Source organism: Parafrankia elaeagni, assembly GCF_000374165.1.
GTDB classification, from domain to species: domain Bacteria; phylum Actinomycetota; class Actinomycetes; order Frankiales; family Frankiaceae; genus Parafrankia; species Parafrankia elaeagni.
In genome coordinates, this window is record NZ_KB893761.1 from 189177 (window position 1) to 208282 (window position 19106).

Annotated in this window: 19 protein-coding genes, 1 tRNA gene and 1 pseudogene; 9 read left to right on the plus strand and 12 right to left on the minus strand. The window is 72.5% G+C overall.

Translation table 11 applies throughout. From position 1 onward, the window contains the following. Together B207_RS35790 and B207_RS40175 are read left to right on the plus strand one after the other, a co-directional pair. On the plus strand, positions 1 to 212 hold a 212-nt coding region (locus B207_RS35790), incomplete at its 5' end, for a tetratricopeptide repeat protein (protein ID WP_018639724.1). A gap of 652 nt (positions 213 to 864) precedes the next feature. Further along, positions 865 to 1263 carry a hypothetical protein gene (locus B207_RS40175; protein WP_195905360.1) on the plus strand — a complete coding sequence of 133 codons (399 nt, stop codon included), beginning with the start codon at positions 865 to 867 and terminating at the stop codon, positions 1261 to 1263. A 13-nt stretch (positions 1264 to 1276) separates the two neighbouring features. Here B207_RS40175 and B207_RS39030 read toward each other — a convergent pair whose 3' ends face one another. Continuing rightward, positions 1277 to 1471: a helix-turn-helix transcriptional regulator gene (locus tag B207_RS39030; RefSeq protein ID WP_018639726.1), complete on the minus strand. Its 195-nt coding sequence runs from the start codon at positions 1469 to 1471 to the stop codon at positions 1277 to 1279. Positions 1472 to 1621: 150 nt separating this feature from the next. On the opposite strand from B207_RS39030, the gene B207_RS0126635 reads away from it, so the two are divergent. The 4 genes from B207_RS0126635 (at position 1622) to B207_RS35800 (ending at position 5316) form a co-directional block, all read left to right on the plus strand. Then, positions 1622 to 1858, plus strand: a complete 237-nt coding sequence (locus B207_RS0126635; RefSeq protein WP_018639727.1) for a hypothetical protein — start codon at positions 1622 to 1624, stop codon at positions 1856 to 1858. Between the two features lie 239 nt (positions 1859 to 2097). Then, positions 2098 to 3759 carry a replication initiator gene (locus tag B207_RS0126640; protein WP_154675651.1) on the plus strand — a complete coding sequence of 554 codons (1662 nt, stop codon included), beginning with the start codon at positions 2098 to 2100 and terminating at the stop codon, positions 3757 to 3759. A gap of 25 nt (positions 3760 to 3784) precedes the next feature. Next, a complete protein-coding gene (locus B207_RS0126645) occupies positions 3785 to 4075 on the plus strand; it encodes a helix-turn-helix transcriptional regulator (protein ID WP_051102679.1) in 291 nt (96 codons plus the stop codon). Then, positions 4072 to 5316, plus strand: coding sequence for a site-specific integrase (locus B207_RS35800; protein WP_018639730.1), 1245 nt, complete (start codon positions 4072 to 4074; stop codon positions 5314 to 5316). The genes B207_RS0126645 and B207_RS35800 overlap by 4 nt, the downstream gene beginning before the upstream one ends. 75 nt (positions 5317 to 5391) lie before the next feature. Here the strand turns inward: B207_RS35800 and B207_RS0126655 are convergent. Further along, positions 5392 to 5472, minus strand: a tRNA-Leu gene (locus B207_RS0126655). 421 nt (positions 5473 to 5893) lie between these two features. Between B207_RS0126655 and B207_RS0126660 the strand changes: the two genes are divergently transcribed. Then, entirely contained in the window at positions 5894 to 6343 is a 450-nt protein-coding gene (locus B207_RS0126660; protein WP_018639731.1) for a hypothetical protein, read from the plus strand. A gap of 105 nt (positions 6344 to 6448) precedes the next feature. Here the strand turns inward: B207_RS0126660 and bcp are convergent, their stop codons facing one another. The 5 genes and pseudogenes from bcp to B207_RS0126685 form a co-directional block, all read right to left on the minus strand. Next, positions 6449 to 6937 (minus strand): thioredoxin-dependent thiol peroxidase, encoded by a 489-nt coding sequence (gene bcp, locus B207_RS0126665; RefSeq protein WP_018639732.1) that lies wholly within the window; start codon positions 6935 to 6937, stop codon positions 6449 to 6451. Between the two features lie 105 nt (positions 6938 to 7042). Next, positions 7043 to 8002, minus strand: coding sequence for a DsbA family protein (locus tag B207_RS35805; RefSeq protein ID WP_063820971.1), 960 nt, complete (start codon positions 8000 to 8002; stop codon positions 7043 to 7045). 160 nt (positions 8003 to 8162) lie between these two features. Beyond that, positions 8163 to 8549, minus strand: a pseudogene (locus tag B207_RS41995) (MauE/DoxX family redox-associated membrane protein); the annotation flags it as partial. Beyond that, positions 8546 to 9508, minus strand: coding sequence for an SCO family protein (locus tag B207_RS0126680; protein ID WP_018639735.1), 963 nt, complete (start codon positions 9506 to 9508; stop codon positions 8546 to 8548). The pseudogene B207_RS41995 and the gene B207_RS0126680, both read right to left, overlap by 4 nt. Positions 9509 to 9814: 306 nt before the next feature. After that, entirely contained in the window at positions 9815 to 10621 is an 807-nt protein-coding gene (locus B207_RS0126685; RefSeq protein WP_154675644.1) for a hypothetical protein, read from the minus strand. Between the two features lie 394 nt (positions 10622 to 11015). Between B207_RS0126685 and B207_RS0126690 the strand changes: the two genes are divergently transcribed. After that, the gene (locus B207_RS0126690; protein WP_018639737.1) at positions 11016 to 11462 is read left to right on the plus strand and encodes a DUF3618 domain-containing protein; all 447 of its coding nucleotides are present in this window, start codon (positions 11016 to 11018) and stop codon (positions 11460 to 11462) included. Next, entirely contained in the window at positions 11459 to 12103 is a 645-nt protein-coding gene (locus B207_RS0126695; protein ID WP_018639738.1) for a histidine phosphatase family protein, read from the plus strand. Before B207_RS0126690 ends, B207_RS0126695 begins: the two co-directional genes overlap by 4 nt. Positions 12104 to 12184: 81 nt before the next feature. Here B207_RS0126695 and B207_RS0126700 read toward each other — a convergent pair whose 3' ends face one another. The 5 genes from B207_RS0126700 to B207_RS0126720 form a co-directional block, all read right to left on the minus strand. Next, positions 12185 to 13312 carry a lysylphosphatidylglycerol synthase transmembrane domain-containing protein gene (locus B207_RS0126700; protein WP_154675645.1) on the minus strand — a complete coding sequence of 376 codons (1128 nt, stop codon included), beginning with the start codon at positions 13310 to 13312 and terminating at the stop codon, positions 12185 to 12187. A 662-nt stretch (positions 13313 to 13974) separates the two neighbouring features. Continuing rightward, positions 13975 to 14475 (minus strand): NUDIX hydrolase, encoded by a 501-nt coding sequence (locus B207_RS0126705; RefSeq protein WP_018639742.1) that lies wholly within the window; start codon positions 14473 to 14475, stop codon positions 13975 to 13977. Further along, complete coding sequence (locus tag B207_RS37315) at positions 14472 to 15560, minus strand: tellurite resistance TerB family protein (protein ID WP_230205238.1); 1089 nt, start codon at positions 15558 to 15560, stop codon at positions 14472 to 14474. Before B207_RS37315 ends, B207_RS0126705 begins: the two co-directional genes overlap by 4 nt. 190 nt (positions 15561 to 15750) lie before the next feature. Beyond that, on the minus strand, positions 15751 to 16179 hold the full coding sequence (locus B207_RS0126715) for an ATP-binding protein (RefSeq protein WP_018639744.1): 429 nt from the start codon (positions 16177 to 16179) through the stop codon (positions 15751 to 15753). Between the two features lie 240 nt (positions 16180 to 16419). Continuing rightward, entirely contained in the window at positions 16420 to 18792 is a 2373-nt protein-coding gene (locus B207_RS0126720) for a hypothetical protein (protein ID WP_026311484.1), read from the minus strand. Positions 18793 to 19106 lie beyond the last annotated feature (314 nt).

A 19106-nucleotide genomic window follows, 5' to 3' on the forward strand; every position in this document is an offset into this window, starting at 1 on the left:
CCGAAGCCACCTACGGCCCCGACCACCCCGAGGTCGCCCTCGGCCTGAACAACCTCGCCTCGGCGCTGCGAACCCTGGGCCGGGCCGGAGAGGCACTGCCGCTGTTCCAACACGCCCTGACCATCACCGAAGCCACCTACGGCCCCGACCACCCGAGTGTCCTCATCATTCATGGGAATCTGGAATCTGCTCGAAACGCTCTCGACGGGTGACCACAGACAGGCTCGCCGCTGGTAGCTGCGAGAAGGCTGCCCGGGGAGCGAAGCGCCCTGGCACTGGTGATGGGGCTGTCGGCTGGCGTGCCCTCTGCTCGTTCATCGGCTGCCCACTGGCGTGCGCGACGAACGCCCGCAACGCCCTGTTCCGTGCCTCGGCTGGTTCACGACCGGTGGCCTTCGTCGAACATCTCGGATGGTCTATGCGGTGTGGGGTGCGACGGGCCCGGCGAGCACGGCCGTTCACGGCCGCGCGCAGGCGGTCGCGCGGCGCGGCACGCACCGCGGCTTGATCTATAAACAGGGAGATTCGGCAACAAGGCAGGCTCGTCCATTGTCCGATCCCAGGAGATGCTTTACATCTCAGTCCCACCTGATGCTTGACCTGATTCACAACAGGTGGGCTGGTGGCTGGCTAAGCCGAGGAGACGACTGCCGCGAGGAGGTCGAGGACATGGAGGCACTCGCCGTCCTGGCAGCGTTTGGCTCAACCGGCCGGGTTGGCCCTCTCTATCCCGGCGCTCGGCTCCGGGAGGTCGCCGCCGTCTGCGGTATGCCGTGGGACATCGGACGGATCAAGCGGAACCACAGGTGGCCGCACCTGTACTCCTACGGTGATGTGGAGTTCGTTGTATGCCGCTGCCGGATCGTGACATCAGTGACGGTCCAGACCTGGCGAGAGACCGTCGAGTTGCCGGGGCAGGCGCAGTCCGGCGAGGTCATCACTCTGTCTGCGCGACTGACCTTCGCCCAGGTGGTCGACGCCCTGGCCGCCGCGGACTGCCAGTGGGAGCAGTGCAAGGCGACCCAGGGGCACCGCGCGTTGCGCACCCTGCCGCAACGCGTCGACTTCACCTTCGTCACCGACGATGGAGCCGAACCCATGCTCCACGTGGCCGGAACCTGGTCGCACGACCATGACTGCATCTCGACGGCGACCGTCGCCGCTGCTTTCTCCGACGACTTCCCGCCCGAGCAGTCCCGCAACAGACCGCCACTTCAGGTGCCGGGAGCTGGCCCGCAACCCTGGGCCAACCGTCAAGCATGAGGTGGGGGGCTGGCTAGCCTTCGAGCGCGCCGGGGCGGTGTTGGCGTAGCCAGGCTTCGACCTCGGGGCGGCGCCATGCGCGGAAGTTGGGGCGCTCGATGACAGGGGTCGGAAAGTCGGACGCCTTCGAGATCATCTTGTTCACGGCGGTCTGCGAGATGCCGAGCAGCGAGGCTATATCGCTGCTGGTCACGGTCTCGTCTGCCACGGGGCAACATTAGTGGGTTGCAGCGCTACAACCTCTGGCTGCACACTTGTGGTTGTAGCGCTGCAACCAAGGCCGAGGAGGCGACCCCGTCGCGTGGTAGCGACACGAGACGGGGTCTTGGCAACGGACCTGCAAGGAGGCCCGCAACCCATGACCACCCTGTCATCCCCCGATTCGACGGGAGAACCGTTCCGCTCGTCGAAGTTCGTCACTGTGTCCCGCGCCCGGCACGTTCCAGTGGTCGACCACGGCGTGACGATCGACCCCTGCGCCACGGTCGCGGACGTCTCGGCCGCTTTGGCGCTGTTGCCTGCCGGTGCTGTGTTCGCAGAGCACTTCGGTGATGTTGAGGTGACCTTGCTCTTCCGAGAGATGCAGTCCGACTGATCCGCCTGGTGGGGGTGCGCGCCCGGCGTACCCCCACTTTGGTGCTACTTCTCGGCAAGATTCTTTTCGGGAAGCGGTGGACGTCGGCGGACGGCCACGGACGACCGTGGACATCGGTGGACGATGGGAGAAAGGGCGGCAAAATGCTGTCTGCGCCTGCTGGCCTGCATTTACGCTGGTTTGGCGGTCACCCTGGTGGGGTGGCAACCGGACTGTCTCCCTCACAGCATCCCGAGCGGATGGGTACGCGCGCGGAGCGTGCCCGGATGCCGCTGGCCCGGCACGTCGTCGAATCCGTTGCCATCGACAACGGTGTGTGCATTCGGCCGATGCCGATGCGGCGGACGAATCTGGACACCGGCGAGACCGAGATCGTTCCCGTCCCGTGCGGGGCGACGCTGGCGAGCACGTGTCCTCCGTGTGCGGAGCGGGCGCGGCGGCTGCGGATGGCGCAGTGCAAGGCGGGCTGGCATCTGGACGACGAACCGCTCCCCGACCCGGACCCACCCTCCGAGGAGGTGAAGATCCTCGCCGGATTCCGGGCGGACCTGGAAGTGCACCGGCGGGACGCCGAACGCGACGGGGACGCGGCCGGCGTGGCGGAGATCGACGAACTGATCGGTCAGGTGGACGACGAGCTGTCCGCGCTCGGTGTGCGTGGCAGGGCTGCGCCGGGCAACCGGGAGCGCCCTCGCCGTATCCGGTCGACCCGGCGCCGTCAGGACGCCCCGGATCTGCCCCGACTCCCGGTGGAGAAGCGCACGGTCGGGCGGACCTTCGAGGCGGTGGACGGGACGGTGCGGCGGCCGTCGATGTTCCTCACGCTCACCTGTGACACGTACGGGCGGGTGAACTCCGACGGGACGCCGGTGGACCCGAGCTCGTACGACTACCGGCGTGCCGCGCGGGACGCGATCCACTTCCCGAAGCTGGTGGACCGGTTCTGGCAGAACCTGCGCCGTGCGGTCGGCTGGGATGTGCAGTACTTCGCCGTGCTGGAACCGCAGCGCCGGTTGGCACCGCATCTGCACGCGGCGATCAGGGGGACGGTTCCGCGGAACCTCCTGCGCCAGGTGGCGGCCGCGACCTATCACCAGGTCTGGTGGCCTCCGTGTGACCGGCCGGTCTACGGCGACGATCGGCTTCCGGTCTGGGATGAGGCGGCCGGCGGCTACCTCGACCCGGCCAGCGGGGCACCCCTGATCACCTGGGATGAGGCGCTTGACGCGATCGGCGAGGACGACGAACCCGCCCACGTCGTTAGCTTCGGCCCGCAGCTACGCGCGGACGGGATGACCGCGAACTCCGCGAACACCGGCCGGATGATCGGCTACCTGACGAAGTACCTGACCAAGAGCCTCGACGCCTGCCACGCGACGGACACGGACACGCAGCGGCGGCATGTGGACCGGCTCGCTGAGGCGCTGCGCCACGAGCCGTGTTCGCCGACCTGCGCGAACTGGCTGCGCTATGGGGTCCAGCCGAAGAACGCCAAGCCGGGCCTCGTTTCGGGACGGTGCCGGGGCAAGGCACACCGGCGGGAAACCCTGGGCTTCGGCGGGCGGCGGGTCCTCGTCTCCCGCAAGTGGTCCGGCAAGACGCTGAGCGATCACAAGGCCGATCGGGTCGCATTCATCCGGCAACAGCTCGAAGCACTCGGCCAGACCGGAACCGGCCCGGCCGCCGGGCACGACCCGGCGCGCACCGCCTGGACGCTGCTGCGCCCCGGCGACCCGACGGCACCTCGCCGCGAACACCTGCTTCTCCACGCCGTCGCGCAACGGCGCGCCTGGCGCGCGCAGTTCGACGCCGCTCGTCTGCTCACGACCGGGCCGCCGCCCGATGTTCCGGCAACCGCGCCGGCTGCATCGGCTGCTTCGCCTGCGCATCGCGCTGCCTGACCCTGGTACCGAACAGGAGCACGCCATGAACGATCACACGGCCCCTGAACCTGCTCCGGCCGTGCCGGTGCTCGCGGACCTGCCCGACCGGCACGCACCCGACCCGGTGACCTTCGACGACCTCGCACGGCTGCCGGTGGTGCTCGACCTGCCGACGGCGGCCCGGCTGCTCGGCATCGGCAGGACCGCCGCCTACGAGATGGTGCGCGATGGGCGGTGGCCGACTCCGGTCATCCGACTGTCCAGCAGAAAGATCCGGGTTCCGTCCGCGCCGCTGCTGGACCTGCTCGGCGTCGACTGGCGGCAGGCGTCGTGAGCACCGGCGGCCGGCAGGGCAGCGTCCGCAGGGACGCTTCCGGCAAGTGGTTCTTCGTTGTCGACATCACCGCACCCGGTGGGCCGCGTCGGCAGGCCCGACGGCGTGGGTTCGCCACCAAGAAGGCAGCGCAGGCGGCCCTGACGGAGTTTCTCGGCAAGCTCGCGGCCGGTGCGTACGTCGAACCGTCCAGGCTGACGGTCCAGGAGTACCTCGACACTCGGTGGCTTCTGGTGGCCGAGGGGGAGCTACGACCGTCGACGCTCGCGTCGTACCGGCGGAACCTCCGACTGCATGTTCTGCCCAGGATCGGCGCGGTCCGGCTCCAGCTCCTCGACACGGCCACGCTCCAGGCGCTCTACGCGGAGCTTCTGCGCGGCGGCCGGGTGGACCACGCGCGTGGAAGCGGACTGTCCCCACGGACGGTGCTCTACATCCACACGATCATCCGCAGCGCGTTGAAGACGGCGGTCGAGTGGGACCTGATCCCGCGTAATCCGGCGGACCGGACGAAGCCGCCGCGCAAGAAGGCACAGGCGGACCGCCACACGAAGATCCAGACCTGGACGAACGCGGAACTGCGGAGCTTCCTCGAAGCGACACGGGACGAACCGATGTACGCGCTGTGGCTGCTGCTGGCCACGACCGGGGTGCGGCGCGGTGAGGCGCTCGGGCTCGCCTGGTCCGCGGTCGACCTCGACGCGGGGCGGATCTCGATCCGCCGGACGCTCGTCGACGTCACGAACAGTGCCACCGGCCGGGTGCCGGTGTTCAGCGACCCGAAGACGGCGCGCGGCTCGCGGGTCATCGCCCTGGACGCGGCCACCACGGCGGCGCTGCATGAGCTGCGGGAGACCAAGGCCAAGGAACTCGCGCTCCTCGACAAGGAGCCGGAAGCCGATCTCGTCTTCACCCACTGGGACGGCCGGGCGATGCACCCGGAGCGGATGTCCCGTGCGTTCCTGCGGCGCGTGAAGCGGCTCGGCCTGCCGATGATCCGGCTGCACGACCTGCGGCACACGTGGGCGACGCTCGCGCTGGCCAGCAACGTGCACCCGAAGATCGTCTCCGAGCGGCTCGGGCACGCCAGCATCACGATCACGTTGGAGATCTACAGCCACGTCATGCCCGGGATGCACGCGGACGCGGCCGAACTCGTCGCGGGCCTCATCCTCGGCACCGGTGAGGACACAGGCGACGGCCCGGCGGACGGTGACGACGCGGCCGTGACCAATCCGTGACCAAACGGCCCGGACGATCAGAAGGGAGAGCCGTGGGCAAGTACCTGACCTGCGAGAACGCTTCTGGTCAGTCGGTGCGGGAGGGGGGACTTGAACCCCCACGCCCTAGGGCGGCAGATCCTAAGTCTGCTGCGTCTGCCATTCCGCCACTCCCGCGTCCGTCCAGATTAGCGATCCGGGGTCGCAACGCGGGACGTGGGGCGTGCGGTTCCGGTGGTCTCGTGGCGATCTCCGGGAGTCGGGGTTGCGGCGTGGGCCGGGCAGGAGCTGTGGTGTCGATGTTGGGTGCACGGGTGCTGCCGGGCCGGGTGTCGGGCGATAGGTCGGCCCACGGACGTTTCGGGTGGCGATTGGCGGAAAAGACCTGGTTAAGCCCTTGGTGCTACGTCGTTCGGGTGGGGCGGCGCCGCTCGGGGGCGAGCATGACCCTTAACTCGATCATGAACCGACCAGGTGTCGCCGACCCAACACGGCCGGAGTGCGTGAGTGTCGTCGACGCGACCGTCAGGCAACCCCGTTCAGGTGCACGGTGTACCTGCGCCGGTGGGCGCCTGGATGCCTCTGGGGGAAAGATCATATGACCACCGCTGCGGATGCCACGCCGAACGAGTCCGAACTGTTGGCTGGCGCGCCCGCCATCGAGGGCCGCTTCGGCGGGTCAGCGACGGCGGTGGGCCAGGGAGAGCGTGACCGGGCCCGCCGCCTGATCGACAACGGGCGCGCGACGATGGCCGTGATCAGCGCGGTGAGTGACACCGGCCTGCGGGTCGACGGGGGAACCGTCGCGGAGGTGCACCTGCTCGTGGACCGCCCCGGTGCGGAGCCCTACCCGGTGACTCGCCGCGCGGTGGTCCCGGAGGCGGTGGTCCCGGAGGCGGTGGTCCCGGAGAACGAGCGGCGCGCCGGGCGGACGGGTTCGGTCGGCGGCGGCGTGCCGCGTCAGCTCCGTCGCCGGGTCCCGGTCCTGGTGGATCCCGCGCAGCCCGACAACGTGCTGCTGATGTGGGACCTGCGCGTCGCGAGCTGACAGCCGCAGGCGCCTCGCGCGCTGACAGCTGCCGCCGCTCCCGAAACCGGGGCAGATCCCGAAACCGGGGCAGATCCCGAAACCGGGGCAGATCCTGAAGCCGGGTCAGCTCGCGAGGCCGATGTCCTTCAGCAGCTTGGCGACGTGGCCGGTGGCGCGCACGTTGTACTGCGCCTTCTCGACGGTGCCGTTTTCGTCGATGACGAACGTCGAGCGGATGACGCCCACGGTCTTCTTGCCGTACATGGTCTTCTCGCCGAACGCTCCGTACGCGGACAGCACGGCCCGGTCGGGGTCGGAGAGCAGCGGGAAGGTGAGGCCCTCGGCGTCCCGGAACTTCACCAGCTTGGCCGGCTTGTCCGGCGAGACACCGAGGACGTCGATGCCCGCGTCGTTGAGCAGGGCGAGGTTGTCGCGGAAGTCGCAGGCCTGCTTGGTGCAGCCGGGGGTGGACGCCGCCGGGTAGAAGTACACGACGACCTTGCGGCCCCGGAAGGACGACAGGGCGACGTCCTTGCCGTCAGCGTCGGGCAGGGTGAAGTCGGGCGCGGGGTCACCGGGGGAGAGCCGGGCGGCGCTGGCGGTCTCGGTCATGACCGAGAAGCTAGTCGCGGCCCGTGCGGGGCGGCAAACGCCCCGCCGTGATCCCCCGGTGACCCCGTTCGCAGCAGTTGTGAATGTCTGCGCGGGTCCGTCCGATCAGCCCTTGCTCTTCGCCGCGGCGACGGCGGCCCGGAAACCGTCCGGGGTGAGCTGGTCCGGTGCGATCTGCTGCGTGTTGACGAAGACGCTCGGGGTCGACGTCACACCGCGTCGGGAGGCGTCCTCGTCGACCTTGGCGACGTAGCCGTCGTACGTCCCGTCGCGTACCGCATTGACGAAGGCGGGTGAGGTCAGACCGACGGAGGCACCCTTCTCGATCAGGGTCTCGGTCTCATAGCCCCCGGTGTGCTCGGCCGGCTGATCGGCGAAGAGAGCGGCGTGGAACTGCTGGAACCTGCCCTCGTTGGCCGCTGCCGCGGCGGCGTTCGCGGCCCGCTCGGACTCGGGTCCGAGGAAGGACATCATGTGGTAGTTGACCTTGATGTCACCGGAGTCGACAAGGTCGCCGATGGTCGAGCCGGTCGTCTTCTCCAGCGATCCGCAGGCCGGGCACTGGAAGTCCTCGTACAGGTCGACGGTGACCGGCGCGGTCGGCTGCCCGACGACGATGGCGTTGTCCAGGCCGGTCGCCGACGCCGGCAGCACCACCGGCTTCGACTCCTCCCGGGAGTTCTGCACCGCGAAGCCGATCACACCGACGAGGACGAGGACGGCGGCCACGATCGACCCGATGACGATCTGACGGCGGCGTCGCTCCCGGGCCGCCTCGGCGGCGCGTGCGGCGGCGGCTCGCTCGCGGCGGGCCGCGGCACTGCCACCCGCCGAGCCGCCACCCGCCGAGCCGCGTCCGCCCGCGGAGTTCCCATCCCCTGCCGATCCGCCGCCGGTGGGGCGGTCGCCCGGACGGTCACCCGGTGGGCGGCCACCGCTGCTCGCCGACGGAGCCTGCCCGGGTGGCGCCTGCTCCTGCCCTCTCCGGGTCCGCGCCGACTGCCGTCGCGAGGTCGGTCTGCGCGGTGCCTGCGGCTGCGTCGTCTTCTTCGACTGTGGTGCCATCGGTGCTCCCGAGATAGTCGTCCTCGTCTTCGTCGAGGGACGGATGCGTTGGCCTGGTGAGGAGCCGGTCGACGGCGAGGAAGCCGTTCGGCCACCTCGCCAGCAGTGCGCTCGCGATCAGCAGCGCGCTGTCCCGCACGATCTCCTGGGTGTAGTGGGTGGGTGCCTCGGCGGTCAGATCGCCGCCGGTGGAGAAGCAGCCGCAGTCGATGCGCAGCCCACGGGCGGCCGCCGAGATGATCGCGGCGGTGTAGACCGCGAACAGCAGGCCGGACACGACGGCGCCGAGGCGGACGGCGAGCCCGACGATGAGCAGTACGCCGAGAGCTATCTCGATGAACGGCACGGCGTAGGCGACCGGGTCCACCAGCGACTCCGGCAGGATCCGGAACGCACGCACCGAGCGCACCATGCCGTCCGGATCGTCGATCTTCAGAGCTCCGGCGACAAGCCAGACCAGGCCGAGACCCACCCGCAGCACGGTGGACGTCAGCCGGGGCAGGACCCGCGCGGCTCTTCCCCGCACGGAAGCTGTCTCGGAGCTCATCCGGTTACCTCCCGGGTCGCTGCGGCCGTACCCGGGGCACCCGTACCCGCGGCACCCGCGGTGGCTGCCGGGGCCGGGCTCGGGGTGGCGTCACGGTCAGCTGTGCGGCTCGGGCTGACGGTGGCTGACTCGTCGGGCCCGAGCCGCTCGGCGGTCAGGACGGGGAGATCCGCCACGTAGTCGGCGACCGGCGTGCCAGCGAGGTAGAGCACCCGGGCGCGGGCGTCGCGGCCGAAGGCGATGACCTGGCTGCCGTGGGCGACCAGGACGGACCCGTCGGCCTGCACCCTGGGCTCCTCCAGCGCCACGCCGATGGCCTCGGCCTGGGCCTTCACCTTCTCGAACGGCCCGCGGACGCCGATGAAGCTCTCGTCGAACTGGTTGAGCCAGCGGTCGAGCACGGGTGCGGTGTCCCGCTCCGGATCGGTGCTGACGAACACCACCGAGACCTGGTCCCGCACGGACTGGTCGACTTCGTCCAGGGCGGCCGCGAGGTCCGCCATGGTCGTCGGGCACACGTCCGGGCACATCGTGTAGCCGAAGAAAAGCAGAGTGATCTTCCCTTGCGTTCGGGTGCGGAGGTCGAACGGGCGGTCCTCGGTGTCGGTCAGGCCGAGCGCGGGCTTCGCGAAGCGTTCAGTAGGGATAACGCCGTGTAGTCCCTCGTTGGTTCCGTCGCCCGCGTCGACGATCGTCACCCCGGCCCCGCCACCGCCGCTGGAGCAGGCTCCGAGTGTCGCGCCGAGGGCGAGAACGGCGGCGAACGCCAGCCCCGCGCCGCGCCGTCGAGAGAGCCCGACCCGCCCGACCCGCCCGGCTCGGCCGGCTCGGCCGGCTCCGCTCACGTGGCCTGAGTGGCCGGCCTGGTCGGGCGCGCTCCCCTCGGACGGGGCGGTGGCGGGACGGGAGCATCCGGCCGTGTGGTGGTGGTGCGTGGACGTCTGGCTGTGCCTGGACACTGGCGCTCCTGGAAAGAACTGGCGGTGCCCGGCGCCTTCCCTGTGTGTGGGCCGGCCGCACCGAACGCGCGCAGCACGGAACGGGCGAGCCGTGGTGGGCGGCAGGCGAACAGCGGTGGGCGGCAGGCGAACCGCGAACAGCGGAAGGAGCCGGCACCGGGGGCTGGGGCCGCCGGCATGGCCGGGGCCCGCGGCCGGAATCGGGCCGGGTGGCACGGGACCGCCCGCGAGGGCGGTCCGGAACGCCGGTCACGACGCGCCTGGGCGGGCGGTGGCACGCGCGTCAGCGCGGCCGCCGCGGCGCTGTCACGCCGGGACCGGGGACCAGGCCGGTGGACCGCGGGCGGCGATGGCGGCCCACGGCCGGTCGAGGACCCGTGGGCCGACCGACCGCGAGGCGCGCACGGTTGGCCTGATGACGCGGACCGGCGTGAGGGCGACGCGCAGGGTGGGAAGGCGCGATCCGATCGCCCGGCAGGTCGCGAGCAGAACCGCGACACCGTGCCTGGTCCACCACACGACGAGAGCCGCGGCGACGGTGTGCGCCAGCAGCACAGCCGGGGTATGCCCGGGTCCGACCCCGGCGTGGTGACCGGCCGAGGCGAGGGTGACGGCGGCCTGGGCCGGCCCGTCGGCACCCGTGCCGGAACTGGGCGTACGCCCGGCGAGGGCCGCCGCGAGCAGGCCGGACGCGGAGTACTCGGCCGTGCCGGGACTCCCTGCTCCGCTGGCGGCGCACAGCAGTCCGCCGACGGGGGGACCGCTGCTGGCCCCCGATGTCGGTGTCGGGCCCGCCCCCGTCAGGAAGGCGCCGTGCAACGAGGCCTGGACGGCGAGCGTGCCGCCGAACGACCGGAGCCCGTGCCCGGATCGCCTCGCCCCAGGCAGGCGACCGAACAGGTCGTGCCGACCGAACAGGTCGTGTCGGTCGGACAGGTCGTGTCGGTCGAACGGTCCGAGCCGGTCGAACGGTCCGAGCCGGGCGCGGAGGACCCGCCAGGCGATGCCTGCCACCGTCAGCGCACAGGTGACGAGGAGGACCCGGCCGAGGGTGGGCGTGCCGGCCCTGGCGGTCGGCAGGTGAGCCAGCAGCGCGAGCGTGACGGCAGGCACCGCCGATCCCGCGGCGGCGGGGAGCATCCGCCAGGGGCCGCGCGCGGAGCGGAGAACCCTCGCCCCACGATGGCAGACCCGCACCTGACCAGCGTAGTGCCGCAGCTGTGACCCCTGATCGGTGCCGGTGGGCGGGACACCGGCGGCCCCGACGCGGGGGAGTCCGATCGGGGCGGGCCGCCGCACCTCACACCCGATCGGTCCGGTGCCCCGGGCATCATCCTGACCAGGGCGGCAGCGGTGGCGGAAGCCAGCCCGAGCGGGTCGGGCGCATGGGCCCGGTCGGTGCGGCGTGCCTGATGGCTGCGCCGGGGCGGGGCTGTTCTGGCACGATCGAGACGGGTCGTCAGCCCGGCCCCGTCTACCCCGCACGAGAACCGAGAGGGCGACATCGGTGCCGCAGGATCCGGCCGTCATCCAGCGTCAGATCGAACAGACCCGCGCCGAGCTGGCCGAAACCATCGACGCGATCACTGAGATCGTCAGCCCGAGGCGGGTGGCGGAGCGTGCAGGCGAGCAGCTCCGGTCGAAGGTCGCCGAGCTCCGCGCGCGGTTCGTCCCCGACGGGTCCGCGGACGGGCCCGCGGGTGGTGTCCTCGGGGCGGGCAGCGCCATCCGGCACGCGATCGCCGCGGTGCCGTCCGGTGCCCGCCGGGGGAGCGTCGGCGACGGTGCCGGCATCCCCGCGGCGGCGGACGGACGTTCCCCGCTCGGGCCGGTGGAGTACGGCGACGGCGAGACCAAGATCGTGCGCACCGTCCGGTGGGAGCGCGTCGCGCTCGTGTCCGGAGCGTTCGTGCTGGTGGTGGGGGCGCGGCGACGGCGTCGTCGGCGGCGGTGAGCGGTGGTGTGGCGCCGCCGGGCGTCCTCACCCTGATCCGGCACGGCGAGACCGAGTGGAGCCGCTCAGGCCGCCACACCGGGCGAACCGACATCCCGCTGACAGCCGACGGGGAGCGCCAGGCAGCGCAGCTCCGGGTGTCGCTGGCGAGCCGGCGGTTCGTGCTGGTGGCGACGAGCCCGCGCCTGCGGGCGGCCCGCACCGCCGACCTGGCCGGCCTGGCCCCGGCGGATGCCGGCCCCGCGCTGGGCGCGCCCGCGCAGCCGGCGGTCCTCGAACGCGAGGTGTGGCCGGACCTCGCCGAATGGGACTACGGCGACCTCGAGGGTGAGACCACCCCGGAGATCCGCCGACAGCGTCCCGGCTGGACGGTGTTCACCGGTGACGTGCCGGGTGGGGAGAGCGCCGAGCAGATCGGACGTCGCGCGGATCTCGTGCTCGGTCGTGTCCGGCCACGGCTGGAACAGGGCGATGTCGCGCTGGTCGGGCACAGTCACATGTTCCGGGTGCTCATCGCGCGGTGGCTGGGGCTGCCGCCGACTGCCGGTGCTGGCTTCGTGGTGATGCCGTCCGCGGTCTCCGAGCTCGGGTACGAACGGGAGACCCCGGTCCTGCACCGGCTCAACACCGGCCCGATCTGACCGTTGACCGTCGGGCCGCCGCTTCTCCACGCGGCGGCCCGACGCACGATCAGAGATCTGTGTGCGACCCGGTACGTCCCGTCAGAGGTCGCCGCGACGGCGCATCATGGCCAGTGCGGTGACACCGGGGATGATCGGCAGCCAGTAGCTGATCAGACGGAAGACCAGCACGGCCGCGACCATCGCCGCGCCGGTGGCACCGGACGCGGTGAGGCCGATGACCAGCGCCGGCTCGAGGGCACCGACGTTGCCCGCCGTGGGTGCGGCGCCGGCCACGGCGGATCCGATCAGGTAGACGGCGGCGACCGACGCGATGCTGAGCCCGCCCTCGAACGCCCAGACAGCTCCGGCGAGTGCGGTGACCTGGCAGATCTTCGTGGCGGCGGTGCTGCTCACGAGCACGATCGTGCGCCCGGGAGAGCGGGCCAGCACACCGAGATGCTGGCGGAAGACCCGCAGTGCCGGCCTGGCCCGGGCGCGGATGCGTGGATGCGCCACCGCGGAGCCGACCCCCACCCCGACCACGGCGAGCCCGGCGATGACCGGGCCGGTGCCGAGGCCGTTCACGGTCATCCGAACCGGCCGGGTGACGGCCTCGCCGATGCCCGACCCGCGCAGGGTCCCGGCGACGAGGGCGATTCCGGCCAGGTGGACGAGGAACGCCGCGCCCTTGATGGACGCGACCGCGGCCAGGGCGGCGGGCCTGGTCATCCCACGCCGCTCCAGGAAGCGCAGATGGACGGCGATGGCCCCGAGGCCGGCGGGTACGACACGGTTCGCCGCGGCGGCGGCGAGCTGGGAGGCGGTGGCGATGCCCAGGCCCATCCGCAGCCCGCTGGCCGCGCGCACGCTCACCCCGTGCGCCACGTAGAAGGTGCCGGAGGCTACAACGCAGACCACGAGCCAGGGCCAGCTTGGGGCCGGCACCGCCGACAGCGAGCCGACGACGTCCTCGCGGAAGCGGGTGGCCATGAGCCCGGCGACCACTGCGAGAACACCCGCGGCGACGAGGATCCGCAGCCGCGTGCGCCGCGACCGGACCAGCTTCGGATCGCCGAGGTCGACGGCGACGGCCGCCGCTCCGGTTGCGTCGACACCCCCGAAAACCGCCCCCGTGGCCCCGGGCGCGCCCGGGGAGCCGGCTTTCCCCGGCCTGCGCGGCAGGGCCGGGCTGCGGGGGGCGCCCGGAACCGCCGGAACATCCAGCATTCCCGGCGAGAGCATGGAAGGAACGGAAGGAAGCACGGAAGGAACGGAAACGGAGGGAGTGGAAGGAACGGAGGGAGCAAGGACGGCGGGAGCGGCCAGAGCCGCCTGCGCACCCGGACGAACCGGGACGGCCACAACCGGATCAGCGCCGCTCGGGCTGCTGACCTGGGTTGACGGGTTGGAGGCAGCTCCCGGCCTGGTACGGCCGGTACGCTGACCGCCGCGACCAGACGCCTGACGATCCCCTGGCGCGGTATGCCCGCGCTCGCCGACGCGCCTGTGACGGGGCAGCGCGGGACCGGTGACCCGTGGAGCCGTCGCGGCGCTGTCGGCGTTCAACACAACCGGGATCTCGATGTCTACCCCCATTGTCCGGAAGCCTCGCCACTCACGCTATGACGCGTGCCTGAACGACGGCTGAATGTCGTTCGTGCCAGGACTGCCCGGCGAAGGTCACGGACGACGGCGCCGGACGCCCCCCGCGGTCGGCGGCTCCGTCCCGCTGAAGGCAGTTCTGCGCCGCGACCGGGCGTCCCAAACTCACTGTGACGTGCCGGTCTGCTTCGGGGGAAGTACCCGGGAGATGACGGTTGGGTGGCCGTGGCAGAGCACCCGGGCGTCCGGTAGCGACCCGTCCCGGAACGGGTCGGCGCGCGGTTCGCTCAGTCGGACGCCACACTCGTGGGGTGCCCGGACCCCCTGTCGGTGTGCCACCGCGGTTCGCGGTCGGCCAGCCACGTCCTGATCATGTCACCGGCCCCTGCGGGGCGGAAAGCGACGGCGCCGAGGTCGGACGTCCGGAGGGTGACGAGGTCGAGGTCGTCGAGCCGGCTGCCGAACTCGGCGTACCGGGGCACTGCGCCCGCGAAGAGCAGGTCGATCTCGGGCCGGGCTCCGGGGTTGGTACCGGGGCGTTCCATGCCGCCGATGAAGTCGAGCGAGCGCACCTCGAACCCGGCGGCGTGGCGCAGCAGCCGGTGCAGAACCTGCTCGACGCCCTCGCCGGTGGCCACCCGTTCGCCGAGCAGAAAGAACCACGGCTGCCCGCGGTGGTTGGCGACGACGATCCGGTCACCGATGGTGAGGAGCACTCGGGCGTACAGCACCGGAGCGGTGGCCGGTCCCCGGTGGGCCGCGGCCGGGTCCCCGACGGGCGCGCTCACCGGAGACCCCCGCCGGCGTCCCCACCGTGCTCGTCATCGGTGCCCTCGTCATCGGTGCCCTCGTCAACGGCCTGGACGGCGAGGGTGCCGGTGCTCAGCCCGAGGACGTCGGCGGCGTCCTGGACGACCCGGCGCTCGTCCGGATCGAAGTACCCGTCCGCCCGCCCGACGACAGCTCCGAACCGCAGCACCGCCCAGGACCGCACGGAGTCCCCGCGCACCTTGCCGATCTCGCGCAGCGCGGCCCGCCGGCCGGCCACGAGGTCCGCGCGCAGGCGGGCGACATGCTGGTCGAACAGGTGTTCGAGATCGGTGCGCGGGTAGTCCGCCAGCACCGCCTCGCCGTGGATTGACCCGACCATCGCGTCGCGCTCCTCGGGGTCGACGCGCCCGTCCGCCACCGCGACCAGGGCGCAGACGGCCACCGCGGCGTCGCGGAACGCCTCGCCGTGCAGGTCGTCGCGACGCGCGATCAGCTGGGCGCGCAGGGTCCGGACCGACTGGCGCAGAGCTGTCCACCACGGTTCCGCGTCCGTGACGGCCAGCCCGTTCCAGGACGGCCAACTCTCGGACCACCAGGCCGTGGCGGCCCGGCCCACCTCGACCGGCCGGATGTCCGCCAGCGTGGTCCCCGACGTCCCCTCGTAGGGCCGGAGAAGGCGCAGCCCCGGCGGAAGATCCGTGCCCGTCGGGTGACGCGCCGGATCGAGGACAACGGCGTAGAGCACGGTCAGCACATGCCGGTCGTGCGTCGGGCCGCCGGCCGGGGTCGCTCCACCGTCGGAGCGGGAGTGGCTGTGCTCAACACACCCCGCGAAGGCGAAGCCCCGACCGGCTTCCTGCGGATGTGCTGACCGTGTGGTGCCCCGGCGGGCTGTGGTGCCCTGGCGGGCTGTGGTGCCCCGGCGGGCGGAGCCGGGTGCTGACACGGCACCGCGGGGCAGCGTGGCCCGCAGCAGGCGCCCCGCGGCGGCCAGGGAGGACTCGCCCGGGCGAGGGGCGCCCCCCGGAAAACGGAGCGCGCCGTCGCCCGTGGAGTGGACCAGGAAGCCCCCGTCGAGCTCGACGAGCAGTGCGACGTCCATCAGAAACTGCGTCTGTGCCGGCATACCGTCCCCCGAATGTGACGTCCTGCGGTCACCTGGATGCTGGTATGTCGACATCATCTACTGCCCGGCGATAAATTCACCGCATTCTGGCTGTCTGGTGGCGCAGTGTCGGGGCGAGTGGCGCGATCGCTGCTCCGGGCACGGACGGCCGGTCACGCGAACGTTCTCAGTAGGCCCGGCACCCGACGGCTGTCGACTCTGCGGATGGCAGCTCGAACCAGACCTGTTTGCCCACGCCGGCGGAGGGCGGGTCATCCACCACACCCCAGCTCGTCGCGAGGGCGCTGACGAGCTGCATGCCCCGGCCGGACTCGTCGTCGTCCTGCGCGGCCCGAAGCACAGGCCGCAGCGGGCTGCCGTCACTCACGGAGACGCGGATCAGGTCGGAACCGCACTCGACGGTGAGCCGCAGCACCTCACGCGCACCGACAAACCGGACCGCGTTCGTGACGACCTCGCTGACCAGCAGTTTCGCGACCTCAGCGGCGTTACCGCAGCCCCACGCCACGAGCAGGTCGGCAACCAGCGCACGGGCCCGCCCGGCCGCCCGTGGGTCAGCGGGCAGGTCGAAGCCTGCGGTCAGCGCTTCGGCCACACATCACCTTCCGGGCGGTCGTCCATCCGGGCCTGCCAGCGGCGCCACGGTAGAGCCGGCGTCGCGTTCCTCCCACCTCGGGAGTCGCCTCAAACCTGCCTGACGTGGTCCGGCCACATCACGCGCACGAGCGACAGCCTGACCCCTGCTCAGCCAGGCGTGAAACAGGACTCGCCGTGGCCGGCTCGGGGTTTCCCCGCCACCACGGCCGGGCTCCGTCCAGGTCGGTCATGACCCTCCTCAGATCACGTCGATGCCGTCGAGCACCGAGTCCTTGCGCGCGAGCCAGGCCCGGGCGACCGCCTCGACCTCGGCGCTCGTCGGCTGATCCGAGCCCGCGCCGGGGTGCTGGCCTCGCGCCATGCCCTCCGGACCTGGCTGCTGCGGCCCACCGATGCCGACGTCAGCGCTGCCTGGGCCCGTGCCTGCTCCACGATGGCCGTTCTGCCCGTGCCCGTTCTGCCCACCGTGCCCGTTGTTCGCACCGGCCTGGCCGCCGTGGCCGCCGTGGCCGTTCTGGCCCGGCCCCGTGGGGCCGGTGGGGCCCCCGAGGCGTGCGCGGCTGGCCGGGTCCCGCCCCGTCCCGGCCCATGAGTCGTCGACCGAGATGGGGCGGCGCTGCTCGCCTCCCGGACTGGCCCACGGTGAGCCCTGCGGGCGGGGCTGTTCCGGCCCCGCATGCCGGCCGCGCGGACGGCTCTGGTCAGCCGAGAGCCGCCCTGTCGCCGGGCGGCTGCCCCGGTCGGCGCCGCGGACGATCTCCGGGTGGCGCGGCGGCGGTGGGCCGGCGGCGGCCGCGGCCTGCCCGCGGGCGAGTTCCGCGGCCCGCGCGGCGGCGAGACTCAGCTCGACCGGGCCGGAGATCGGCGGCGCCGGCCGGGAGGCCGGCACCGACAGCCGCTCCGCGTCCGCGGCCGGGGCTGCCCGCCCGACGTCGGCCGGCGGCCGGGACGCAGCGGCGGGTGGCTCGAAGAGGCTCCCGCGTGACGCGTCCTGTGCCATCCCGGCAGGAGGCTGCCCGTGTACCGGGCCCCGGTCGCCGGATCCGGTGGGGAGCTGCCCCGTGGGGACAGGCCCGGTGGGCACCTGCCCTGCCCGGCCCGGCCCGGCCGGGTACTGCCCGGTGGGGACCTGCCCGGCCGGGTACTGCCCGGTGGGGACCTGCCCGGCCGGGTACTGCCCGGTGGGGACCTGCCCGGTCTGGTACTGCCCTGTCGAGGTCTGCCCGGCGTGAAGGTGCCCGTTGGGGACCTGCGCAGTCGGGACAGGACCGGTTGTGTGCTGCCGGGGCGCGAACTGTCCGCCGGGCACGGGCCCGCCGGGCACCGGCCCGGTCGGGAGGTGCCCGGTCGGGACCGGCCCGGTGGGCACGGGGCCCGTCGGGTGCTGCGCGTGGGGAGCGCCGGGCGGGCGGAGGCGCGGGGGCTGCTGCCCGTCCCAGCCAGGCTGACCGGAGGACCCGGGCGGACCCGCGTATGCCGGCTCGCCGGGATGGGTCGGCTGGGAGGGAAAGCTCGGCTGGTAGGGCTGCCGTGGGTCGCCGTGGCGCGGCGGCTGGCTCGGCCGGTCCCGGTAGTCGGGCTGGTGTGGCTGCTGCGGCGGGCTCGCCATGGGCCCGGCCGCGGGCCGGACGCCGGGCGGCGGCACGGCAGGCCGTGAGAAGCCGGGCGCGGGCCCCGGCCCGGTCAGGGGATTCTGCTGTTCGCGGGGGTCCCGGGGCAGGTCGCCGTGCTGCCCCGGGACGGCCCAGCCGCGGCTGGGGGGCCCGCCCAGGAACGGACTGGCGGTGGGCGGGTGCAGGCCGGGCGGTGCGAGCCGACGGTCCGGGTCCGGCTGCGCCGGCTGCGGTCGTGCGGGCGGGGGCTGACGGGTCGCCGGGTACTGCTGGCCTGCCAGCGGCTGGGCGCCGGTCATGGTCCGGTCGGGCTGCTGCTCGGCGGCGGGGGCCGTGTTCGTCCCGCGTGCTGCCGCCGCGCCCGGGCGGCGGATGCCAGCCAGCGGGTCGCCGAAGACGGGCCGGCGTGTCGGACCGGTGGCCGGGCCGCGGGTCGTTCCGGCGCCACGCGGGACGTCGTTCACTCCCGCGGCGGCCGCGGCCGGGGGAGCTGTGCCCGGCAGGCGGGCCGGGGCGTGCTCTCCCGGCGGCGGCTGGTGCGGCATCGACTGCGTGGTGCCGGGGTTCGACACCGTCGAGTAGGACCCGGTGTCGAACGGCGGGGGAGGGGGAGATGCGGCGGACGCCGGCGGCGAGGGAACGCGGTCCGGTGCCCGGTGCTGGTCGACGGCGCGGCGGACGGCATCCACCGGTGTTCCCCGGGTGTCGGTGACGCGGGCGGTGGCCGTCGGATCCGGCAGGGCGCGGGGCGCGACGGCGTCCTCGGTGGCGGCCAGCTCCCCGGTAATCGCGACGATGGTGGCGCAGGGCCAGAGCCGGTCGCAACTCAGACACAGATCAAACTCGTTGGGCTGATGGAGATCGATGAGAGTGACCAGCGAGTTGATGTGCTCGACGATCCGTGGTCCGGCCAGTACCGGCCCGTTCGCGATCATCTCGAGTTCCGAGCGCAACTGACCGTGGTACCGCTCGACGTCGACTACGCGCGGATCCTCCATCGAAGGCAGCATGCACCATTGCGGGCGGAAACGTGCGGGCGGCACCACCACAGCGTGTAACAGGTGACAAGGTCATCACGATCTGCGTGCAAACGCGGTGCCGGTCGGCAGTGCAGTGTGCGGCGATCGCCACGCACTGCTTATATCGGGCATCTCCGCGTTCTGTTTCCTCACCGGGAGCCTTCACTCAAAGTGCTGGCCGGTGGCCCGGAGATGGGGGGCGGACCGGCAGCCGCGACGCTCACAAGAAGCGAATCTGGCCGGTCAGAGCTGTATCTGGGGGCGCTGCGGCCGTGGCGGACCTTCATGCGGGA